At 71.0% G+C, this 20,541-nt stretch carries 21 protein-coding genes; 15 read left to right on the top strand and 6 right to left on the bottom strand.

Translation table 11 applies throughout. The features are described 5' to 3' along the window. Positions 1-5 precede the first annotated feature (5 nt). The 3 genes from ACZ6B1_RS31680 to ACZ6B1_RS31670 all read left to right on the top strand — a co-directional run bounded on the left by ACZ6B1_RS31680 (position 6) and on the right by ACZ6B1_RS31670 (position 2,870). Positions 6-1,250: a sensor histidine kinase gene (locus ACZ6B1_RS31680; protein ID WP_468784028.1), complete on the top strand. Its 1,245-nt coding sequence runs from the start codon at positions 6-8 to the stop codon at positions 1,248-1,250. A gap of 392 nt (positions 1,251-1,642) precedes the next feature. Next, a complete protein-coding gene (locus ACZ6B1_RS31675) occupies positions 1,643-1,939 on the top strand; it encodes a DUF4193 domain-containing protein (RefSeq protein ID WP_005481602.1) in 297 nt (98 codons plus the stop codon). Between the two features lie 13 nt (positions 1,940-1,952). Further along, positions 1,953-2,870 carry a hypothetical protein gene (locus ACZ6B1_RS31670; protein ID WP_468784025.1) on the top strand — a complete coding sequence of 306 codons (918 nt, stop codon included), beginning with the start codon at positions 1,953-1,955 and terminating at the stop codon, positions 2,868-2,870. A 5-nt stretch (positions 2,871-2,875) separates the two neighbouring features. On the opposite strand, the gene ACZ6B1_RS31665 is transcribed toward ACZ6B1_RS31670, so the two are convergent. Continuing rightward, positions 2,876-3,340 (bottom strand): DUF3093 domain-containing protein, encoded by a 465-nt coding sequence (locus ACZ6B1_RS31665; protein ID WP_468784023.1) that lies wholly within the window; start codon positions 3,338-3,340, stop codon positions 2,876-2,878. 57 nt (positions 3,341-3,397) lie between these two features. Here ACZ6B1_RS31665 and ACZ6B1_RS31660 point away from each other — a divergent pair, with 57 nt between their 5' ends. The 9 genes from ACZ6B1_RS31660 (at position 3,398) to ACZ6B1_RS31620 (ending at position 12,083) form a co-directional block, all read left to right on the top strand. Further along, a complete protein-coding gene (locus tag ACZ6B1_RS31660) occupies positions 3,398-3,982 on the top strand; it encodes a PaaI family thioesterase (protein WP_468784021.1) in 585 nt (194 codons plus the stop codon). Further along, positions 3,979-4,530 carry a dUTP diphosphatase gene (gene dut, locus ACZ6B1_RS31655; protein ID WP_468784019.1) on the top strand — a complete coding sequence of 184 codons (552 nt, stop codon included), beginning with the start codon at positions 3,979-3,981 and terminating at the stop codon, positions 4,528-4,530. The genes ACZ6B1_RS31660 and dut overlap by 4 nt, the downstream gene beginning before the upstream one ends. A 1-nt stretch (position 4,531) precedes the next feature. Next, positions 4,532-5,293 carry a DUF3710 domain-containing protein gene (locus tag ACZ6B1_RS31650; protein ID WP_468784017.1) on the top strand — a complete coding sequence of 254 codons (762 nt, stop codon included), beginning with the start codon at positions 4,532-4,534 and terminating at the stop codon, positions 5,291-5,293. Between the two features lie 147 nt (positions 5,294-5,440). Then, a complete protein-coding gene (locus ACZ6B1_RS31645) occupies positions 5,441-6,625 on the top strand; it encodes an alginate lyase family protein (RefSeq protein ID WP_468784015.1) in 1,185 nt (394 codons plus the stop codon). Between the two features lie 79 nt (positions 6,626-6,704). Continuing rightward, positions 6,705-7,430 (top strand): ABC transporter ATP-binding protein, encoded by a 726-nt coding sequence (locus tag ACZ6B1_RS31640; protein WP_468784013.1) that lies wholly within the window; start codon positions 6,705-6,707, stop codon positions 7,428-7,430. Positions 7,431-7,559: 129 nt separating this feature from the next. Then, the gene (locus tag ACZ6B1_RS31635) at positions 7,560-10,106 is read left to right on the top strand and encodes a DUF4118 domain-containing protein (RefSeq protein ID WP_468784011.1); all 2,547 of its coding nucleotides are present in this window, start codon (positions 7,560-7,562) and stop codon (positions 10,104-10,106) included. Next, entirely contained in the window at positions 10,103-10,792 is a 690-nt protein-coding gene (locus ACZ6B1_RS31630) for a response regulator (RefSeq protein ID WP_468784009.1), read from the top strand. The genes ACZ6B1_RS31635 and ACZ6B1_RS31630 overlap by 4 nt, the downstream gene beginning before the upstream one ends. A gap of 121 nt (positions 10,793-10,913) precedes the next feature. Beyond that, positions 10,914-11,312 carry an OB-fold nucleic acid binding domain-containing protein gene (locus ACZ6B1_RS31625; RefSeq protein ID WP_199212328.1) on the top strand — a complete coding sequence of 133 codons (399 nt, stop codon included), beginning with the start codon at positions 10,914-10,916 and terminating at the stop codon, positions 11,310-11,312. A gap of 3 nt (positions 11,313-11,315) precedes the next feature. Beyond that, entirely contained in the window at positions 11,316-12,083 is a 768-nt protein-coding gene (locus ACZ6B1_RS31620) for a DUF3159 domain-containing protein (RefSeq protein ID WP_468784006.1), read from the top strand. Positions 12,084-12,180: 97 nt separating this feature from the next. Here the strand turns inward: ACZ6B1_RS31620 and ACZ6B1_RS31615 are convergent, their stop codons facing one another. The 3 genes from ACZ6B1_RS31615 to ACZ6B1_RS31605 form a co-directional block, all read right to left on the bottom strand. Beyond that, positions 12,181-12,849, bottom strand: a complete 669-nt coding sequence (locus tag ACZ6B1_RS31615) for a potassium channel family protein (protein ID WP_468784004.1) — start codon at positions 12,847-12,849, stop codon at positions 12,181-12,183. Next, positions 12,849-13,520 carry a potassium channel family protein gene (locus tag ACZ6B1_RS31610; RefSeq protein WP_351666555.1) on the bottom strand — a complete coding sequence of 224 codons (672 nt, stop codon included), beginning with the start codon at positions 13,518-13,520 and terminating at the stop codon, positions 12,849-12,851. Before ACZ6B1_RS31610 ends, ACZ6B1_RS31615 begins: the two co-directional genes overlap by 1 nt. Before the next feature lie 127 nt (positions 13,521-13,647). Next, positions 13,648-13,770 carry a hypothetical protein gene (locus ACZ6B1_RS31605; RefSeq protein WP_468784002.1) on the bottom strand — a complete coding sequence of 41 codons (123 nt, stop codon included), beginning with the start codon at positions 13,768-13,770 and terminating at the stop codon, positions 13,648-13,650. Positions 13,771-13,931: 161 nt separating this feature from the next. Here ACZ6B1_RS31605 and ACZ6B1_RS31600 point away from each other — a divergent pair, with 161 nt between their 5' ends. Continuing rightward, a complete protein-coding gene (locus tag ACZ6B1_RS31600) occupies positions 13,932-15,980 on the top strand; it encodes an APC family permease (RefSeq protein WP_468784001.1) in 2,049 nt (682 codons plus the stop codon). A 115-nt stretch (positions 15,981-16,095) separates the two neighbouring features. Then, a complete protein-coding gene (locus tag ACZ6B1_RS31595; RefSeq protein ID WP_468783999.1) occupies positions 16,096-17,424 on the top strand; it encodes a class I SAM-dependent RNA methyltransferase in 1,329 nt (442 codons plus the stop codon). Between the two features lie 194 nt (positions 17,425-17,618). Here ACZ6B1_RS31595 and ACZ6B1_RS31590 read toward each other — a convergent pair whose 3' ends face one another. Beyond that, entirely contained in the window at positions 17,619-19,199 is a 1,581-nt protein-coding gene (locus ACZ6B1_RS31590) for a SpoIIE family protein phosphatase (RefSeq protein WP_468783998.1), read from the bottom strand. Continuing rightward, a complete protein-coding gene (locus tag ACZ6B1_RS31585) occupies positions 19,196-19,726 on the bottom strand; it encodes a methanogen output domain 1-containing protein (protein ID WP_468783996.1) in 531 nt (176 codons plus the stop codon). The genes ACZ6B1_RS31590 and ACZ6B1_RS31585 overlap by 4 nt, the downstream gene beginning before the upstream one ends. A gap of 268 nt (positions 19,727-19,994) precedes the next feature. Here ACZ6B1_RS31585 and ACZ6B1_RS31580 point away from each other — a divergent pair, with 268 nt between their 5' ends. Continuing rightward, a complete protein-coding gene (locus ACZ6B1_RS31580) occupies positions 19,995-20,399 on the top strand; it encodes an ATP-binding protein (protein ID WP_468783994.1) in 405 nt (134 codons plus the stop codon). Positions 20,400-20,541 lie beyond the last annotated feature (142 nt).

Below are 20,541 nucleotides of genomic sequence, written 5' to 3'. Positions count from 1 at the left end.
CCGCCGTGGCCACGACACCCGCGCCGCCCCAGGCGCCCCCGAAGCCCACCTGGGACCCCCGAAGGCCGCAGCCCCCCTTCCCGTGGCTGCGCCCGACCATCCGGATACGCCTCACCCTGCTGTACGGCGGCATGTTCCTGATCGCCGGCATCCTGCTGCTGTCGATCATCTACCTGCTGGCCGCGCAGGCCATCACCAACGGCAACGCACCGCTGTTCAAGATCGTCAGCTTCCAGGAGCTGAAGGTCTCCAGCGACAACTGCCCCGCGATCACCAACCAGGTACCGCTCGCCGACTTCAACGACGCGATCAGCCGGTGCGCCGACGGCCAGCGCCATGCGGCCCTGGACAACCTGCTCAGCCGCTCGCTGCTGGCCCTGCTGGGCCTGGCCGTGATCGCCTTCGCGTTCGGCTACGCGATGGCGGGACGCGTGCTGTCCCCTCTCGGCCGGATCACCCGCACCGCGCGCCAGGTGGCCGGCTCGGACCTGTCCCGGCGGATCGAGCTGGACGGCCCGGACGACGAGCTGAAGGAGCTCGCGGACACCTTCGACGAGATGCTGGAGCGCCTCGAGCGGGCCTTCACCGCGCAGCAGCGCTTCGTCGGCAACGCCTCCCACGAGCTGCGCACCCCGCTCGCGATCAACCGCACGCTCCTCGAGGTGCACCTGTCCGACCCGAACGCGCCGGTGGAGCTGCAGCAGCTCGGCAGGACGCTGCTGGCCACCAACGAGCGCAGCGAGCAGCTGGTGGAGGGCCTGCTGCTGCTCGCCCGCAGCGACAACCAGATCATCGAGCGCAAACCGGTCGACCTGGCCGAGGTGGCCGGCCAGGCCATCGACCAGGTGCACGCCGAGGCCGAGGCCAAGGGCGTCCTCGTCCGCGGCGAGCGGAGGCCCGCGGTGGTGCAGGGCAACGGCGTGCTGCTGGAGCGGATCGCGCTGAACCTCGTCCAGAACGCGGTGCGCTACAACATGGCCGAGAACGGCTGGGTCGAGGTGACCACGGAGGTGCTGCACGGGCAGGCGGTGCTGACCGTGTCCAACACCGGGCCCGTGGTGCCGGCGTACGAGATCGACAACCTGTTCGAGCCGTTCAGGCGTCTGCGCACGGAGCGCACAGGCAGCGACAAGGGGGTCGGCCTCGGCCTGTCCATCGTCCGGTCCGTGGCCCGCGCGCACGGCGGCCACATCGTGGCGACGCCGCGCGAGGGCGGGGGGCTGGTGATGCGGGTCACGCTGCCGCTGTGACCAGGATCCGACACACGCGGGGGTTGTTCGCTTCGCGCGGAATTTTTGAGCCCCCTTCGGCGGTTGATCCTGTGTGATCGATCACATGGTCGGATTTCCGGCCATGTACTCCGCGTGATCACGACACGGGGCGAAAGCCGGGAAAATCCCAGTTTTCAGGGCTCTAGATCACGGGAAGTACACGGTGAGGCGCCTTTGAGGTGCGACATTCGAACCGTGTACGGTCCTCACCGCCATCCAAGCCGATCACTCGCGAGCGGCCGGCTTGGGTGTCGATTGAGTAACAGACCTTGATGTGAGGCAAAATCTCCGCCTCAGGTCGGGCACAAGTCCGGCCTCTCACGCGTTACGTGCGCTGAAGACACCGCAGACACCCAGAGGGGGAGAGCGACATGGCAACCGATTACGACACTCCACGAAAGACCGACGACGACGTCGACTCGGACAGCCTTGAAGAGCTGAAGGCCCGCCGGAACGACAAGTCCACCTCCGCGGTGGACGTCGACGAGTTCGAGGCCGCTGAGGGCCTCGAGCTGCCGGGCGCCGACCTCTCGAACGAGGAGCTGGCCGTCCGCGTGCTGCCCAAGCAGCAGGACGAGTTCACCTGCATGAGCTGCTTCCTGGTGCACCACCGCAGCCAGCTGGCCCGCGAGAAGAACGGCCAGCCGATCTGCCGCGACTGCGACTGAGGACGGGTCGGCCGTGACTGGCTCGACCCCTCCGCGGAAGCGCCGCCTCTCCCTGCGGAGAGCGGACAAGAGGCCGCACGGCGGCCCGCACGGTGCGCGTGACGACGAGCGGGGCTCATCCTCGACGGGAGCCTCGCTCGAACCGGCGTCCGGCCGGGCAGACCACCCGACGACGCCGGAGCCGCAGCCCCTCGCCAGGCGACGGGCCGCGGTGGTCCGCGCCAAGGCCCGGGACCTGGCCCTGGAAGGGGCCCGCAGGGGCGGCAGCCGAGCCCGCGCGGGGCTGGCGTACATCGCGGACCGCATCATCGAGATCGCCCCGCGTGTGCCCGTACGCGACCTCGCGGCCCTGCGCCGACAGTTCCCCGGGCTCGGGCCCGAGGAACTCGCCGACAAGCTGGTGGCGGGTGCGGCGGCCGGTACCTCGACGGTCGGGGCCGGTATCGGGGCGGCGGCGATGCTGCCGGTGCCTCCGGCCATGCCGACCGAACTGGCGACCGAGATCACCGGAGTCGCCGCGATCGAGCTGAAGCTCATCGCCGAACTGCACGAGGTCTACGGCGTACGGCCGCCGGGAAACCTCCGGGCCCGCAGCACCGCGTACCTGTCCTCCTGGACGGGGGAGCGCGGCATCAAGGTGACCGAGCCGGCCACCATCGACACGGCCCTCGGCGGCCGGATGAAGCGCGAACTGCGCCAGCAGATCATGAAGCGGATGGTCCGGGACCTGCCGAACCTCATGCCGTTCATGGTGGGCGCGGCGGTTGGCGCGATCATGAACCGCCGGGACACCAGAAGGCTCGCCGCCCGGATCCGCGCGGACCTGCGGAAGGTCCAGGTCCCGTGGGACGAGCTGAGCCAACTGCCGCCGCTGGAGAAGCCCGAGCACCCGATCCGACTCGGCGAGCTGCCCGGGGAGCCCGAGGACTGAGGGCGCTACGCCGCTGTCCGCCGGGCCGCCTCGATCGCGGCCGCCAGGCGTTCCGGCTCCCGCGTCGACAGGTACAGGTAAGGCGTCGGGTCCTGCGGGTCCGTGACCTCCACGCGCAGCGCCGTGGGGATGTAGGCGCGCAGCAGCAGGAAGGCGCGGGCGTCGGCCTTGTACGTGCGCCAGGCGCGCGCCTCCTCGGGGTCGAGGACCTCCGAGTCGCCGAGCGCCGACACCGGGACCGTGGCCTCGCCCGCGATCAGCGAGCCGCCCACCACCCGGATCCGCGGGGAGCCGTAGGCGCTGGCCACCACGGCCGCCGCGGCCGTGCCGCCGACCAGGCCGCCGAGCAGCGGCAGAGTTCCGAACGGCAGCAGGATCAGGGCGAACGAGACGCCCACGAGGAAGCTGATCAGCCACCACGAACGAGGGGTGGTGAGGCGTTCTTCGTAGGGGGTGGCGGAGAGCTGCATGAGCCAAGCTTGGCACGGTGTCGGAACGACGCCGACGCGCGGGTAAGGTCTGCGCCTGTGAGTGGTAGTTCCGCAGCTCTTCAGCCCCCCGCCGACGCGGTGAAACCGGTACGGCATCCCGACGCCCCCGCACCCGGCGAGCTTCTCGGCGCCCACTACGAACAGTGTTTCGGGTGTGGCGGTGGGCAACCGCACGGGCTGCACCTGGAGGCGCGTGCCGGTGAGGGTGTCTCGCTGACCGCCGAGTTCACCGTGCAGCCCGCCCATCAGGGCGCCCCGGGCCTCGCGCACGGCGGCGTGCTGGCCACGGCCCTCGACGAGACGCTCGGCTCGCTGAACTGGCTGCTGCGGACCATCGCGGTCACCGGCCGGCTGGAGACCGACTTCGTGCGGCCGGTCCCGGTGGGCACCACGCTGCATCTCCAGGCCGAGGTGACCGCCGTCGCCGGGCGGAAGATCTACTGCAGCGCCACCGGCCGCATCGGCGGCCCCGAGGGGCCCGTCGCCGTCCGGGCCGACGCCCTGTTCATCGAGGTCAAGGTGGACCACTTCATCGACCACGGCCGCACGGAGGAGATCCGGGCCGCCATGGACGACCCGGACCAGGTCCGGCGGGCCCGCGCCTTCGAGGTGAACCCGTGAGCCGCGCCCCGCTGGACGTGCGGCTGCGCCGTATCGACCCCGACGTACCGCTTCCCGCTTACGAGCACCCGGGCGACGCCGGGGCCGATCTGCGCACCACCGAGGCTTGCGAGCTGGGGCCCGGTGAGCGGGCCGTGCTGCCCACGGGTGTGTCGATCGCCCTCCCCGAGGGGTACGCGGCCTTCGTGCACCCGCGTTCCGGCCTCGCCGCCCGCTGCGGTGTCGCCCTCGTGAATGCCCCGGGGACGGTTGATGCCGGGTACCGTGGGGAGATCAAGGTGATCGTGGTGAATCTCGACCCGCACGAGTCGGTGCGGTTCGAGCGCTTCGACCGGATTGCCCAACTGGTCGTCCAGCAGGTCGAGAGGGTCCGCTTCCACGAGGTGGCGGAACTTCCCGGCTCGGCGCGGGCCGAGGGGGGCTTCGGGTCCACCGGTGGCCATGCCGCGGTGGGCGACGAGAGCGGCACAAGCGGTCAGGCCGCCGTGCGTGGCCTGACGGGTGGGAATCGATACGCTTCGGTCGTATCCGACCGGGAAGGACAGTGACGTGTTCGGACGTCGCAAGAAGAAGGGTGCCGCCGAGGACGCGGCCGGCGAGGCCGAGCAGGTCGTCGACAGCGTCGACACCGAGGCGGACGAGGAAGGGGCCGAGCGCGAGCGCGTCCGGCTGGAGCCCGAGCCCCGGCCCGACGGGCCGTGGGACAGCAGCGAGGTGCGCGACCCGGGTGAGGGGCGCGTGGACCTCGGCGGTCTCTTCGTGCCGGGCGTCGACGGCATGGAGCTGCGGGTGGAGGTCGCGGGCGACGCGATCGTCGCGGCGACCGTCGTGCTGCGCGACAGCGCCGTCCAGCTCCAGGCCTTCGCCGCGCCCAAGCGCGAGGGCATCTGGGGCGAGGTCCGCGAGGAGATCGCGGGCGGCATCACCCAGCAGGGCGGCATCGTCGACGAGGTCGAGGGTCCGCTGGGCTGGGAGCTGCGCGCCCAGGTACCGGTCCAACTGCCGGACGGCACCGGTGGCTTCCAGGTCGTCCGGTTCATCGGCGTGGACGGCCCGCGCTGGTTCCTGCGCGGTGTGATCTCCGGCCAGGGCGCGGTGCAGCCACAGGCGGCCGGTCTGCTGGAGCAGATCTTCCGGGACACGGTCGTGGTCCGCGGCGAGGGCCCGATGGCGCCCCGCGACCCGATCGTCCTGAAGCTGCCGAACGACGCCCAGATGGTGCCCGAGGGTGTGCAGCAGGAGGAGGGCTCGCGCTTCTCCGGCGGCATGGGCCAGCTCCAGCGCGGACCCGAGATCACCGAGGTCCGGTAGACGACGGGACGAAAGAACGGGACGAAAGAGGGCCGCACCCCCCGGGGTGCGGCCCTTTCGCATGCGCGCCCCCTTGACGGGTCAATGGTCTGTACCTACGGTCTCCGAGCCAACGCCTGTTCATAAAGGCGCTCCGCGTTCACTCACATGAACGGAGTCACCGTGCGTCGTACCCCACTGCTCGCCGTCGTGGCCTCCCTGCTGACAGGTGTCCTCGCGGCACCCGCAGCGCACTCCGCCCCCGCCGCCTTCGCCCATCCCGGAGTCACCGTCTCCCGGAGCCAGCTGGACTTCGCCCGCGCCGAGGTGCAGGCCGGCGCCCAGCCCTGGAAGGGAGCCTTCGACCGGATGGCGGCGAGCAAGTACGCCGACCTGAACCGCACACCCAAGCCGCGCGCCACCGTCGAGTGCGGCTCCTACTCCAACCCCAACTACGGCTGCACCGACGAGCGCGAGGACGCGATCGCCGCCTACACCGACGCCCTCGCCTGGTACATCACCCGGGACGCGCGCTACGCCCAGAAGGCCATCCAGATCATGGACGCCTGGTCGGCCACCATCACCAGCCACACCAACAGCAACGCGCCCCTGCAGACCGGCTGGGCGGGCTCCTCCTGGCCCAGGGCCGCCGAGATCATCAAGTACACGTACACCGGCGGCTGGGCCAACCAGAACCGCTTCTCCACCATGCTCCGCGACGTGTACCTGCCGGTGGTGATCAAAGGCTCCAACTCCAACGGCAACTGGGAACTGTCGATGATGGAGGCCGCCGTCGGCATCTCCGTCTTCCTGGAGGACAAGGCGTCGTACGACACAGCGATGGCCAGGTTCCGCACCCGCGCGGCCGCCTACGTCTACCTCGCCTCCGACGGCGACCTGCCGAAGACCGTGCCCAGCCAGAACCTGAACACCCGCGACAAGATCGTCTCCTACTGGCAGGGCCAGTCCACCTTCGTCACCGGGCTCACCCAGGAGACCTGCCGCGACCTCACCCACACCGGGTACGGCATCTCCGCGATCTCGCACATCGCCGAGACCAGCCGGATCCAGGGGCAGGACCTCTATGGCACCGACATCGGCGAGCGGCTGCGCCAGGCGCTCGGCTTCCAGTCCAAGTACCAGCTCGGCGCGGCCGTCCCCGACTGGCTGTGCGGCGGCTCCCTGAAGCTCGGCCTCGGTCCCGTCACGGAGGTCGGCTACAACGCCCTGCACAACCGGCGCGGCATCGCGATGACCAACACCCAGACCCTGACCCTGGCCAACCGCCCGGCCGGGAGCGACAACCTCTTCGTCGCCTGGGAGACCCTCACCCACGGCGACAACCCGAACTGAAACCGTTGAACGGCCGGGCGCCCCGCGGTGATACTGGCGCCCGGCCCGCGTGGGCACGGGGGAGCGACGGGGAGGCAGTATGAGCCGGGTGATCACCGAGACCATGGTCCGGATCGAGGACGTGCACAAGTCCTACGGGCGCGGGGCCGCCGCCGTGCACGCCCTGCGCGGGGTCTCCCTGGAGGTCCCGCGCGGCGAACTCGTCGCCCTCAAGGGCCGCTCGGGCTCCGGGAAGACCACCCTGCTGAACATCGTCGGCGGACTCGACAGCCCCGACCGGGGCCGGGTCGAGGTCGACGGGCAGGACCTGGCCGGGCTCGGCGAGAGCGGGCTGCTGGAGCTGCGGCGGGACCGGATCGGCTTCGTCTTCCAGTCCTTCGGGCTCATCCCGATCCTGACCGCCGCCGAGAACGTCGGCGTACCGCTGCGGTTGCGCCGGGCCGAGCCGCGCGAACGCGAGGAGCGCGTCGAGCTGCTGCTCTCCCTCGTCGGGCTCGCCGACCACGCCGCCCAGCGGCCCGGTGAGCTCTCCGGCGGCCAGCAGCAGCGGGTCGCCATCGCCCGCGCCCTCGCCAACCGCCCCGCCCTGCTGATCGCCGACGAGCCGACCGGCCAGCTCGACGCCGAGACCGGGCACGCCGTCATGGAGCTGCTGCGGGCCGTCGTCCGTGGCTGGGGGCACCTCCCAGGCCCATTGGGGCACTGGGGGAAGGCCACCGCCCTGGTCGCCACGCACGACGCGAACCTGCTGGACCTCGCCGACCGGGTGCTGGAGCTGCGCGACGGGGAGATCGCCGAGCACTGACCCGCCCGGCCGGGGCCGTCAGAGTTGCGTCAAAGACCCCCCTTGACCGGCCCCTTGCCCGGTTTGTCCATATCGCGGGACGTAGGGTCGACGCTGCGTAGGCGGCAGTCGGCGGAAGACAATGGGGCCATGGCACGCGGCAAGCTTCGGATCCACCTCGGCGCGGCACCGGGTGTGGGCAAGACCTACGCCATGCTGTCCGAGGCGCACCGCCGCATCGAGCGGGGCACCGACTGCGTGGTGGCGTTCGTCGAGCACCACGACCGGCCGCGCACCGAGGTGATGCTGCACGGCCTGGAGCAGGTACCGCGAGCGCGGCTGGAGTACCGGGGCACCGCCTTCGAGGAGATGGACGTCGACGCGGTGCTGCGCCGCGCCCCCGCCGTCGCCCTCGTGGACGAACTCGCCCACACCAACGTCCCCGGCTCCCGCAACGCCAAGCGCTGGCAGGACGTCGAGGAACTGCTCGCCGCCGGAGTCGACGTCGTCACGACCGTCAACATCCAGCACCTGGAGTCCCTGGGCGACGTCGTGGAGTCGATCACGGGGGTGCGGCAGCGCGAGACGGTCCCGGACGAGATCGTGCGCCGGGCCGACCAGATCGAGCTGGTCGACATGTCGCCGCAGGCCCTGCGCCGCCGTATGGCGCACGGCAACATCTACCAGCCGGACAAGGTCGACGCGGCCCTGTCCAACTACTTCCGGCCGGGCAACCTGACCGCCCTGCGCGAGCTGGCCCTGCTGTGGGTGGCGGACCGGGTCGACGAGCACCTGAACGAGTACCGCAGCGAGCACCGCGTCTCCCGGATCTGGGGCTCCCGGGAGCGGATCGTGGTCGGGCTGACCGGCGGCCCCGAGGGGCGCACCCTCATCCGGCGGGCGGCACGGCTCGCCGAGAAGGGCGCCGGCGGCGAGGTGATGGCCGTCTACATCGCCCGCAGCGACGGCCTGACCGCGGCCTCCCCGAAGGAGCTGGCCGTCCAGCGCACCCTGGTGGAGGATCTCGGCGGCACCTTCCACCACGTCGTCGGCGACGACATACCCGCCGCCCTGCTGGACTTCGCGCGCGGTGTCAACGCCACCCAGGTCGTGCTCGGCTCCTCGCGCCGCAAGGCCTGGCAGTACGTCTTCGGGCCCGGTGTCGGTGCCACGGTCGCCCGCGAGTCCGGACCCGACCTCGACGTCCACATCGTCACCCACGAGGCGGTCGCCAAGGGCCGCGGACTGCCCGTCGCCCGGGGCGCCCGGCTCGGCCGGGCCCGGATCCTCTGGGGCTGGCTGGTGGGCCTGGGCGGCCCCGCGGTCCTCACGGTGCTGCTGAGCACCGTCGACCTCGGCCTCGCCAACGACATGCTGCTCTTCCTGGCCGTCACGGTAGCGGCGGCCCTGCTCGGCGGCCTGCTGCCGGCCCTGGCCTCGGCGGCCCTGGGCTCGCTGCTGCTGAACTACTTCTACACCCCGCCCCTGCACCGGCTGACCATCGCCGACCCCAAGAACATCGTCGCCATCGCGATCTTCTTCGGGGTCGGCATGTCGGTCGCCTCCGTGGTCGACCTCGCCGCCCGGCGCACCCACCAGGCCGCCCGGCTGCGCGCCGAGTCCGAGATCCTCTCCTTCCTCGCGGGCAACGTGCTGCGCGGCGAGACCGGTCTGGAGGAACTGCTCGAACGGGTCCGGGAGACCTTCGCCATGGAGTCGGCGTCCCTGCTGGAGCGGGCCGGCGACGTCGAACCGTGGACCTGCGCGGGCCGCGCCGGACCCGGGCCGCAACTGGAGCGGCCCGAGGACGCCGACGTCGACGTCCCGGCCGGTGACCACATGGCCCTCGCGCTCACCGGCCGGGTGCTGCCGGCCGAGGACCGCCGGGTCCTCGCCGCCTTCGCCGCCCAGGCCGCTGTCGTGCTGGACCGCAGCCGGCTCCAGGAGGAGGCAGACCGGGCCCGGGCGCTCGCCGAGGGCAACCGCATCCGCACCGCCCTGCTCGCCGCCGTCAGTCACGACCTGCGCACCCCGCTGGCCGGGATCAAGGCCGCGGTCTCCTCCCTGCGCTCCGAGGACGTGGACTGGTCCGAGGAGGACCGGGCCGAACTGCTCCAGGGCATCGAGGACGGCGCCGACCGGCTCGACCACCTGGTGGGCAACCTGCTCGACATGTCCCGGCTGCAGACCGGCACCGTGGCCCCGCTCATCCGCGAGATCGACGTGGACGAGGTGGTCCCGATGGCCCTGGGCGGCGTGCCCGAGGACAGCGTGGAGCTCGACGTCCCCGAGACCCTGCCCATGGTCGCCGTCGACCCCGGGCTGCTGGAACGCTCGGTGGCCAACCTGGTCGAGAACGCCGTCAAGTACAGCCCCCTCGGCCGGCACGTCCTGGTGTCCGCCAGCGCCATCGCGGACCGGGTCGAGGTGCGGGTGGTCGACCGCGGGCCCGGGGTGCCGGACGACGCGAAGGACCGCATATTCGAGCCCTTCCAGCGGTACGGGGACGCGCCGCGCGGCGCCGGGGTGGGCCTCGGCCTAGCGGTCGCCCGCGGCTTCGCCGAGGCGATGGGCGGCACCCTGAACGCCGAGGACACGCCAGGCGGCGGGCTCACCATGGTGCTGAGCCTCCGCGCGGCTCCCGAACCCCTCCACCCCCTGGAGGACACCGCAGAACCCGAAAGGCAGGCCCTATGACGACCCGGGTGCTCGTGGTCGACGACGAGCCGCAGATCGTGCGCGCCCTCGTGATCAACCTCAAGGCACGCCAGTACGAGGTCGACGCGGCCCCCGACGGCAGGACCGCCCTGGAGCTGGCCGCCTCCCGCCACCCCGACGTGGTCGTGCTGGACCTGGGCCTGCCCGACATGGACGGCGTCGAGGTGATCCGGGGGCTGCGCGGCTGGACCCGGGTGCCGATCCTGGTGCTGTCCGCCCGCCACTCCTCCGACGAGAAGGTCCAGGCGCTGGACGCGGGCGCCGACGACTACGTCACCAAGCCCTTCGGCATGGACGAACTGCTCGCCCGGCTGCGCGCCGCGGTGCGCCGGGCCGAGCCGGTCGGGCCCGGCGAGGACGACGTGACGACCGTGGAGACCGCGGGCTTCACCGTCGACCTGACCGCGAAGAAGGTCAACCGGTCCGGCAGGGACGTCCGGCTCACCCCGACCGAGTGGCACCTGCTGGAGGTCCTGGTCCGCAACACCGGCCGCCTGGTCAGCCAGAAGCAGCTGCTGCAGGAGGTGTGGGGACCGTCGTACGGCACCGAGTCCAACTACCTCCGGGTGTACATGGCGCAGCTCCGGCGCAAACTGGAGACGGACCCCTCGCACCCGGAGCACTTCATCACCGAGCCCGGAATGGGATACCGGTTCGAGAAATGACGGCCGGGGGTCCGGGGGCCGGCCCCCGGGAGATGCGGCGTCACCGAGCCCGGAATGGGATACCCGTTCGAGAAGTGAGCTGGGCTACGGCGGTGTCTGCGCACCCCGGTACGCTTCCTGTATGAGTGCTGTTCCTCGTTCCCAGAAGCCGGCCGGCCGGTTCCGGCGCATGCTCGACCGGCTCTCGACCTCGCAGGAGGATCTGGAGTCGGAGGAACTGCGGGAGGACGCCGAGACGGCGGGGTGTACCCGGATCGGTGACTGCCGTGACCGGCAGATCGTCACCGTAACTGGTACCTTGCGCACGGTCACCCTGCGGCCGCGCGCGGGAGTCCCGGCCCTGGAGGCCGAGCTGTTCGACGGCTCCGCCGCCCTGGACGTGGTGTGGCTCGGCAGGCGCTCCATCGTGGGGATAGAACCCGGACGCAAGCTCATCGCATCGGGCCGGATCTCGATGAGCCGGGGCCGCCGGGTGCTGTTCAATCCGAAGTACGAACTGCGACCCCTTGGACGGGAGTAGCCGGTGACGTCCCTCGACAAGCCGACCCAAGACACCGATCAGACCCAGTCGGACGACGCACGCGCGGTCACCGAGGCCGCCCTGTTCGAGGCGTTCGGCGGTGTCCGCGGCATGGTCGAGACGGTGCTGCCCGGTCTCCTCTTCGTCGCGATCTTCACGATCAACAAGAACCTGCACTTCTCCGCGATCGCCGCGCTCGCCCTGTCCCTGGTGCTGGTCGTCGTACGGCTGGTCCGCAAGGACACCGTCAAGCACGCCTTCAGCGGCGTCTTCGGCGTGGCGTTCGGCGTGGTCTTCGCGATGTTCACGGGCAACGCCAAGGACTTCTACCTCCCCGGCATGCTCTACACGCTGGGCCTGGCGCTGGCCTACATCATCACGACCCTCGCCGGTGTGCCGCTGATCGGCCTCATCCTCGGCCCGGTCTTCAAGGAGAACCTCTCCTGGCGGACCCGCAACCCCGGCCGCAAGAAGGCCTATGCCAAGGCCAGTTGGGCCTGGGGCCTGATCCTGCTCGCCAAGTGCGCGATCCTCTTCCCGCTGTACTGGTGGGCCGACACCGCCCAGCTCGGCTGGGTCCTGGTCACCCTGAAGATCCCGCCCTTCCTGCTGGCGGTCTACCTGACCTGGGTGTTCCTGGCGAAGGCGCCCGCGCCGATCGACGTGTTCGCGGAGATGGAGGCCGAGGAGCAGGCCGAGAAGGAGCGTCAGGCCGCCCTGGCCGCGGAGAACGGCGAGCCCGCCGGCGGACGGCACCGCCGCGAGGCGTAGCGAGCGGCCGCACGACAGGCCTTCGTACGAAGAGAAATACGAAGAGGAAAGGGCGCCCTTGATGCCAAGGGCGCCCTTTCCTCGGCCTTTCGCGCGGTCAGTCCGGGCGCCGGACCGACAGCAGTTCCTCGAGCTGCTCCTCGCGGGCCTGCGCGGCCACGAAGAGGAGCTCGTCGCCCGGCTCCAGGGAGTCCTCCCGGGACGGGGTCAGCACCCGGGTGCCGCGGATGATCGTGACCAGGGAGGTGTCCTGCGGCCACTCCACGTCGCCGACCTGGGTGCCGGCCAGGGCCGACTCCTCGGGCAGGGTCAGCTCCACCAGGTTGGCGTCGCCGTGGCTGAAGCGGAGCAGCCGGACCAGGTCGCCGACGCTCACCGCCTCCTCGACCAGGGCGGACATCAGGCGCGGGGTGGAGACGGCCACGTCCACGCCCCAGGCCTCGTTGAACAGCCACTCGTTCTTCGGGTTGTTCACCCGGGCGACGACGCGCGGAACGCCGTACTCCGTCTTGGCGAGCAGCGAGACGACCAGGTTGACCTTGTCGTCACCGGTCGCGGCGATCACCACGTTGCAGCGCTGCAGCGCCGCCTCGTCCAGGGAGGTGATCTCACAGGCGTCGGCCAGCAGCCACTCCGCCTGGGGCACCCGCTCCACCGAGATGGCGGTCGGGGCCTTGTCGATGAGCAGGACCTCGTGGCCGTTCTCCAGCAGCTCGCCCGCGATCGAGCGGCCGACGGCGCCGGCTCCGGCAATGGCGACCCTCATCAGTGACCGCTCTCCTCTTCCGGGCCCCCGGCGAACGCCGCCTCGACCTTCTCGACGTCGTCCGTCCGCATCATCACGTGCACCAGGTCGCCCTCCTGCAGCACCGTCTGCGACGTGGGCAGGATCGCCTCGCCCAGGCGGGTCAGGAACGCCACCCGGACGCCCGTCTCCTCCTGCAGCCTGCTGATCTTGTGGCCGACCCACTTGGCGGAGGCGTGCACCTCGGCGAGCTGGACACCGCCGGTGGGGTCGCGCCACAGCGGCTCGGCGCCCGAGGGCAGCAGCCGGCGCAGCATCTGGTCGGCGGTCCAGCGGACCGTGGCCACGGTGGGGATGCCCAGGCGCTGGTAGACCTCGGCGCGGCGGGGGTCGTAGATACGGGCCGCCACGTTCTCGACCCCGAACATCTCGCGGGCCACGCGCGCGGAGATGATGTTGGAGTTGTCACCGCTGGAGACCGCGGCGAAGGCGCCGGCCTCCTCGATGCCCGCCTCGCGCAGGGTGTCCTGGTCGAAGCCGACGCCGGTGACCCGGCGGCCCCCGAAGCCCGGGCCCAGCCGGCGGAAGGCGGTGGGGTCCTGGTCGATCACGGCGACCGTGTGCCCCTGTTGCTCCAGGGTCTGGGCAAGAGCGGAACCCACTCTTCCGCAGCCCATGATGACGATGTGCACGACCGTCCTTCCGGTGTCCAAAAGTTACTGCTCAGCATCAGGGTCTCAGACCGACGCCCAAAGCTACACACGGGCGGTTCGGGGTGGGCACCCCCGGTGCGGAGGTTTCGGGATCACCGTTCGCCGGTCACCGCCGGGGATCCACGGCGGCACCCCTGCGGCGCGTGATGCTGCGCACGCTGCACAGGGTCAGGATTCCGAGGCCGACGAGGGCGACGGTGGCCCCGATCAGCTCTGCGGTCGCGGGCATGGGACCTCCGAGGTGCGGTGACGACCGGGATCTGCCATCTAGGCACGCGGGGCGCACGGACCACGGAATCCGCAGTTCAGTGGCCTTACGATTTCACTCGTGAGGCAGAACCGGGATGCCGGGTGGGCGGGTGCCTGTTCGAAGCCCTACGATCCTCTGTCGTGTCCAAACTGACCGACGTGCCCAAACGGATCCTGATCGGGCGCGCACTGCGCAGTGACCGGCTGGGTGAAACGCTCCTGCCGAAGCGCATCGCCCTCCCCGTCTTCGCCTCCGACCCGCTGTCCTCCGTCGCCTACGCGCCGGGGGAGGTCCTGCTGGTCCTGTCCATCGCGGGCGTGTCGGCGTACCACTTCAGCCCCTGGATCGCCGTCGCGGTCGTCGTGCTGATGTTCACCGTGGTCGCCTCCTACCGGCAGAACGTTCACGCCTACCCGAGCGGCGGCGGCGACTACGAGGTCGCCACCACCAACCTGGGGCCCAAGGCCGGCCTCACCGTGGCCAGCGCGCTGCTCGTCGACTACGTGCTGACCGTCGCCGTCTCCATCGCCTCCGGCATCGAGAACCTCGGCTCCGCGGTCCCCTTCGTCGTGGAGCACAAGGTGTTCTGCGCGACCGCGGTCATCATCCTGCTGACGCTGATGAACCTGCGCGGCGTGAGGGAGTCGGGCAAGCTCTTCGCGATCCCGACCTACGTCTTCGTCGGCGGCGTCTTCATCATGATCGCGTGGGGCGCCTTCCGTGGCCTGGTCCTCGGCGACACCATGCAGGCCCCGACGGCCGACTACCACATCAAGGCCGAGCACCAGGGCCTCGCGGGCTTCGCCCTCGTCTTCCTGCTGCTGCGCGCCTTCTCGTCCGGCTGTGCCGCGCTGACCGGTGTGGAGGCCATCTCCAACGGCGTCCCGGCCTTCCGCAAGCCCAAGTCGAAGAACGCGGCGACCACGCTGGCGATGATGGGCCTGCTGGCCGTCACCATGTTCTGCGGCATCATCGCCCTCGCCATGTCGACCAACGTCCGCATGGCCGAGCACCCGGCCACCGACCTGATCCACAACGGCAGCCCGGTCGGCTCCGGCTACGTCCAGAACCCGGTGATCTCCCAGGTCGCCGAGGCGGTGTTCGGCAAGGGCAGCTTCCTGTTCGTCCTGCTGGCAGCCGCCACCGCCCTGGTGCTGTTCCTGGCGGCGAACACGGCGTACAACGGCTTCCCGCTGCTCGGCTCGATCCTGGCCCAGGACCGCTACCTGCCGCGCCAGCTGCACACCCGCGGCGACCGCCTCGCCTTCTCCAACGGCATCGTGCTGCTCGCGGGCGCCGCGGCGCTGCTCGTGATCATCTACGGCGCAGACTCCACCCGCCTGATCCAGCTCTACATCGTCGGCGTGTTCGTGTCCTTCACGCTCAGCCAGACCGGCATGGTCCGGCACTGGAACCGCCACCTGGCGGTCGAGAAGGACCCGTCGGCGCGCAGCCGAATGATCCGCTCCCGCGCGATCAACGCCTTCGGCGCCTTCTTCACCGGCCTGGTGCTGGTCGTCGTCCTCGTCACCAAGTTCACGCACGGCGCCTGGGTCGCCCTGCTGGGCATGTGCATCTTCTACGCGACGATGACCGCGATCCGTAAGCACTACGACCGCGTGGCCGACGAGATCGCCGCCCCCGAGGGCCCGAGCGACGACAGTGTCCGCCCCTCCCGGGTGCACTCGGTCGTCCTGATCTCCAAGATCCACCGGCCCACCTTGCGCGCCATGGCCTACGCCAAGCTGATGCGCTCGGACACCCTGGAGGCGCTCACCGTCAACGTCGACCCGGCGGAGACCAAGGCGCTGCGCGAGGAGTGGGAGCGGCGCGGGATCGACGTACCGCTGAAGGTCCTCGACTCGCCGTACCGCGAGATCACGCGGCCGATCATCGAGTACGTCAAGAGCCTGCGCAAGGAGTCCCCGCGCGACGCGGTCTCCGTGATCATCCCCGAGTACGTGGTCGGCCACTGGTACGAGCATCTGCTGCACAACCAGAGCGCCCTGCGCCTGAAGGGCCGCCTGCTCTTCACCCCCGGCGTGATGGTGACCTCCGTGCCCTACCAGCTGGCGTCCTCCGAGGCGGCCAAGCTGCGGGCCCGCAGGCGCCAGGACTGGAACGCGCCCGGCGCGGTCCGGCGTGGCCCGGCGGTGGAAGGCCCGAAGGAGCCGGCCGCCAAGGACTGAGGCGCCGGGGCGTCCAGGGGGCGTAGAGGTATCCAGGAGAGGCCGTAGACTGGTGGGCTGTTGTCAGGCCCACCGGCTGCGGCCTCTCCCCTTCCCGATCTGGAGTCACCCCACCATGCAGACAGAACCGACGAAGTCTCTGGTGGGGGAGGAGTACGAGGTCGAGATCGGCCCCGTCGCCCACGGCGGCCACTGCATCGCCCGTACCGCCGAGGGCCAGGTGCTGTTCGTCCGGCACGCGCTGCCGGGCGAGCGGGTGGTGGCCCGGGTGACCGAGGGCGAGGAGGGCGCCCGCTTCCTGCGCGCGGACGCCGTCGAGATCCTCGACGCGTCCAAGGACCGCATCGAGGCGCCCTGCCCCTTCGCCGGCCCCGGCCGCTGCGGCGGCTGCGACTGGCAGCACGCCAAGCCGGGCGCCCAGCGCCGCCTGAAGGGCGAGGTGATCGCCGAGCAGCTCCAGCGGCTCGCGGGCCTCACCCCGGAGGAGGCCGGCTGGGACGGCACGGTGCTGCCGGCCGAGGGCGACAAGCTGCCCGCCGGCCAGGTGCCGCAGTGGCGGACGCGGGTCCAGTACGCCGTGGACGCCGACGGCAACGCCGGACTGCGCCGCCACCGCTCCCACGAGGTCGAGCCGATCGACCACTGCATGATCGCCGCGCCGGGCGTCAGCGAGCTCGGCATCGAGGACCGGGACTGGGCCGGCATGGCCTCCGTCGAGGCGATCGCCGCGACCGGTTCCCAGGACCGCATGGTGATCCTGGAGCCGCGGCCCGGCGCCCGGCTGCCCCTGGTCGAGCTCGACCGGCCCGTCTCCGTGATGCGCGTGGACGAGAAGGACGGCGGCATCCACCGGGTCCACGGCCGCGCGTTCGTGCGCGAGCGCGCCGACGACCACACCTACCGCGTCGGCAGCGGAGGCTTCTGGCAGGTCCACCCGAAGGCCGCCGACACCCTCGTCAGGGCCGTCATGCAGGGCCTGCTGCCCCGCAAGGGCGAGATGGCCCTGGACCTCTACTGCGGCGTGGGCCTGTTCGCCGGCGCCCTGGCCGACCGCCTCGGCGAGAAGGGCGCGGTCCTCGGCATCGAGTCCGGCAAGCGGGCGGTGGAGGACGCGCGCCACAACCTGGCCGGCTTCCCGCGGGTCCGCATCGAACAGGGCAAGGTCGAGTCGGTCCTCCCGCGCACGGGCATCACCGAGGCCGACCTCATCGTCCTCGACCCGCCCCGCGCCGGCGCCGGCCGCCGAACGGTCGACCACCTCACCTCCCTCGGCGCCCGCCGCATCGCCTACGTCGCCTGCGACCCGGCCGCACTCGCCCGCGACCTCGGGTACTTCCGCGACGGGGGCTACCGGGTGCGGACGCTGCGGGCGTTCGACCTGTTTCCGATGACGCATCACGTGGAGTGCGTGGCAATTCTCGAGCCTGCTACAAAGGGGCTCTGACCTGCAGATTTCGCAGGTTGCTCAGGCGCGTTCGGGTGCGCTCGACGTGTTTCCCGAAATGCACGATGTGGAACGTGTCCTGGTGCCGGGGGTGGGCTTGACCTGCGGCTTCGTGGGACGTCTCGCGAGGTGATGGACGCGTTTTCCTCGTCCTCGGCACCCCTATGCCCTGCTGTCGCTGAGCGCAGGCGCGCTCAGGAGGGTGAGGGGAAGCGGGCGGCGAGCAGGGCGCGGTCGTCGGGGAACGCCGCTTCGGGCTGGTGGTGCAGGAACCGGTCGCACAGCTCGGTGATGCTCAGGCTGCTGGTGATGTGGGCGAGCTCGGTCAGCCGTTCCATTCCTATGGCGAGGTCCTCGCGACGGCGCTCGATCAGGCCGTCGGTGTACAGCAGCAGGGTGTCGGTCTCGGTCACGGTGGTGTCGGCCTGACGGTAGCGGACGTTCCGGACGGGGCCGAGAGGCGGGGAGGTGGCGTGGTCGAGGTAGGCGCTGGTGCCGTCGGAGTGGATGAGCAGCGGCGGCGGATGGCCTGCCCTGGCGTAGGTCAGGGTGCGTGTCCGGCGATCGAAGACCAGGTAGCAGGCGGTGGCCATGCGGTTCGGATGGTAGCGGCTCAGGAAGGTGTTGAGCTCGTCCAGGACGGCGGCGGGGTCGGTGCCGCAGCGCGGCACGATGTTGCGCAGGGCGGCGGTGATCTGTGCCATGACGGTCGCTTCGTGCAGTCCGTGACCGGCGACGTCGCCGATGCTCAGGCCGATGTGATCGGAGTCCACGTCGTAGACGTCGTACCAGTCGCCGCCGACCGAGAGCAGGTCACTGCCCGGGGCGTAGCAGGTGGCCGACTCCAGACCGGGCAGCTGTGGCAGTTGGGGCAGCAGACTGAGCTGCAGGCGTTCGGCGACCCGGTGCTCGTGCTCGTGCAGCCCGGCCCGGCGCAGAGCCTGGGCGATCTGCTGGGCGACCGCTGTCACATGCTCGGGAGCGGTGGCGCTGAGCGAGCCGTAGACGATCAGCATGCCCAGGTGGACGCCGTCCGCCTCCAGGGACAGGGCCACGGGAACCGCGTCCGCGGCTTCACGAGTGAGCGGGCCGTCCGAGGAAGAGGGCCGGTCCAGGTCGGTCCAGCCGCCCGCGCCGACCGGAAGGCCGTTGTCCTCCGGCTGTAGGGGCGGTACCAGCCGTGACGAGTGCAGATAGAGCTCCGCCGCGGTGGCCCCCAGGGCTGCCGGCGCCACCTCGCTGACAGCGCGGGAGACCTCCGCGAGAGTGATCGCTCCGGCCAGGGCGGCGGTCAGGTCGTACAGGTGCTGCAACCGGGCACGGGCGGCCTGTTCGGCGGCCAGCAGCCGCGCCCGGTCCACTTCTGTGGCCCGGCGGAAGGCCACCTCCCGGTTCAGCGCCTCCACCTGCTGGCTGAGCACGACGAACTGGTCCGACGCCCCGGCCTCGACGAGATGCAGCTGCACGGCCGGCTGCGGGCCGTCCCACCACGTGGCCCGCGCCCCGTGACAGCGGAAGCGCCGCGTGCGGCCGTCGGCGTCCTTGAGGACCAGCGCGCCGGGCACGGGACTGCCGCTGCGCAGCCACACAGCCAACTGCTGACGCAGCTGCGGGGTGTCGTCCGGCCGTAGATCGAGCACGCTGGCGCCCGGGCGCAGCCGGTCGTCACAGCGGCGGGCAGCCGGGTTGGCGGCCAGCACGCGGCCGTCGGCCCCGCACAACAGCACCGGATGGGGCAGCGGTCTGGTGATGGCCCGGAAGAGGCCAAGGGTCATGGAGCCACAGCCCGGTCGCCGAAGTACTCACGGCCACTCACCGTCTCGACATCCACGTCGGGCACCAGGTGCACCACCACCCGGCAGCCCGCGTCGCCGCGAGCGATGGTCTCCTCCAACTCCACGCGCGCGTAGCCCAGATTGCGGGCGGCGACGGTGCCGAAGACGTTGGACGTCATCATGCACATCGACTCCCGGCCCACCACCTTCTCCGCGAACGGACACACCCGGTTGCCCAGCACGATCTTCGTCTCGTCGTGCTCGATGACGTGGAAGTCACCTTTGATACGGCGCTTGAGGTCCACCAGCGCCTCGGCGACCTGCTCACCCGTGAGCCGGTCGGTTCCCAGTGCCTTGAGGTACATCTCGTCGATCTGCGTGCCGACGGCCTGCCCCACCAGGCTGACGTAGCCGGACGCCTCCTCCAGACCGATCACCGACTCCAGCGACGTCGCCAACTCACGCACCAGAGTGCGCAGGAACACATCACGGTCCAGCGGAATCTCCACATGCGAAATCCGTTCCATGCCGGCTCCCTCGTCCTCGGGCCCCGGTGGCAGCGCGACCGGCGTGGCCTCATGTCGTGTGCGGGAATGATTCTGCCAGCGCACTCCAGCCCGCCACCACCAGTCCCGTCGACAGCGGCGATCAACCCTTCACAGGATCAGCCCGTCACCCGAGGGACACAGATGGTTCACCAGGCAGGCAGGGGTAACCCGACAGACGACTGCGACCGGCTGTACGCAGCGCCAGCCGGCGGCAGAGCAGGCCCGCCACCAAGGCTGGAGGAACCTCGTGAACGGCGAACCGACCATCCCATCCTGCGAGTCGCGTTTCCCGGCTGTTACGGCGAGCATCGCGGCCGCCCGGCACTGGGTCCGCGACTGCGTGGAAGGCTTCGGCGGTCCGCTGCACCAGCACCGGATGATCCAGACCGCCGAACTGATCGTCTCGGAACTGATCACCAATGCCATCCGCCACGGCGTCGGCCCACCCCTGATCCGGCTCACCTGGAACGGCCGGCTGCTGCGCATCGCGGTCAGCGATGACAGCGACCGCTGGCCGCGCATGCGTGCCACCAAGAACACCGAGCCCGGCGGCTTCGGCATGCAGCTCCTCGAACGGCTCGCGCACCGCTGGGGCGTCACCCCGCGCCACCCCGGCAAAACGGTCTGGGCGGAACTCAGCCTCGCTCCCTGAGCTCGCCCTCCCGCCAAGCCTGAGTTGGCATGGGCGCTGCTACAGGAGGACACGTACTCGGTCGCATGAGCTCCACCAGCTCACGTCATCGGGACCCGCGCAGGTCAGGCCCGGCCCGTTCTCTCGCGTAGCCGGACTGGGC

This window comes from Streptomyces sp. NPDC041129 (assembly GCF_055592265.1).
Note: the sequence above shows the minus strand (reverse complement) of the source record. Positions and strands in the feature narration are given on the sequence as shown.

What these genes read in the sequence shown, in the direction of transcription:
- ACZ6B1_RS31675 (WP_005481602.1), top strand. Translation starts at nt 1,643, where the DNA reads ATGGCAACCGATTACGACACTCCACGAAAGACCGACGACGACGTCGAC.
- ACZ6B1_RS31665 (WP_468784023.1), bottom strand. Translation starts at nt 3,340, where the DNA reads ATGCAGCTCTCCGCCACCCCCTACGAAGAACGCCTCACCACCCCTCGT.
- ACZ6B1_RS31645 (WP_468784015.1), top strand. Translation starts at nt 5,441, where the DNA reads ATGAACGGAGTCACCGTGCGTCGTACCCCACTGCTCGCCGTCGTGGCC.
- ACZ6B1_RS31640 (WP_468784013.1), top strand. Translation starts at nt 6,705, where the DNA reads ATGAGCCGGGTGATCACCGAGACCATGGTCCGGATCGAGGACGTGCAC.
- ACZ6B1_RS31635 (WP_468784011.1), top strand. Translation starts at nt 7,560, where the DNA reads ATGGCACGCGGCAAGCTTCGGATCCACCTCGGCGCGGCACCGGGTGTG.
- ACZ6B1_RS31630 (WP_468784009.1), top strand. Translation starts at nt 10,103, where the DNA reads ATGACGACCCGGGTGCTCGTGGTCGACGACGAGCCGCAGATCGTGCGC.
- ACZ6B1_RS31625 (WP_199212328.1), top strand. Translation starts at nt 10,914, where the DNA reads ATGAGTGCTGTTCCTCGTTCCCAGAAGCCGGCCGGCCGGTTCCGGCGC.
- ACZ6B1_RS31615 (WP_468784004.1), bottom strand. Translation starts at nt 12,849, where the DNA reads ATGAGGGTCGCCATTGCCGGAGCCGGCGCCGTCGGCCGCTCGATCGCG.
- ACZ6B1_RS31605 (WP_468784002.1), bottom strand. Translation starts at nt 13,770, where the DNA reads ATGCCCGCGACCGCAGAGCTGATCGGGGCCACCGTCGCCCTCGTCGGC.
- ACZ6B1_RS31595 (WP_468783999.1), top strand. Translation starts at nt 16,096, where the DNA reads ATGCAGACAGAACCGACGAAGTCTCTGGTGGGGGAGGAGTACGAGGTC.
- ACZ6B1_RS31590 (WP_468783998.1), bottom strand. Translation starts at nt 19,199, where the DNA reads ATGACCCTTGGCCTCTTCCGGGCCATCACCAGACCGCTGCCCCATCCG.
- ACZ6B1_RS31585 (WP_468783996.1), bottom strand. Translation starts at nt 19,726, where the DNA reads ATGGAACGGATTTCGCATGTGGAGATTCCGCTGGACCGTGATGTGTTC.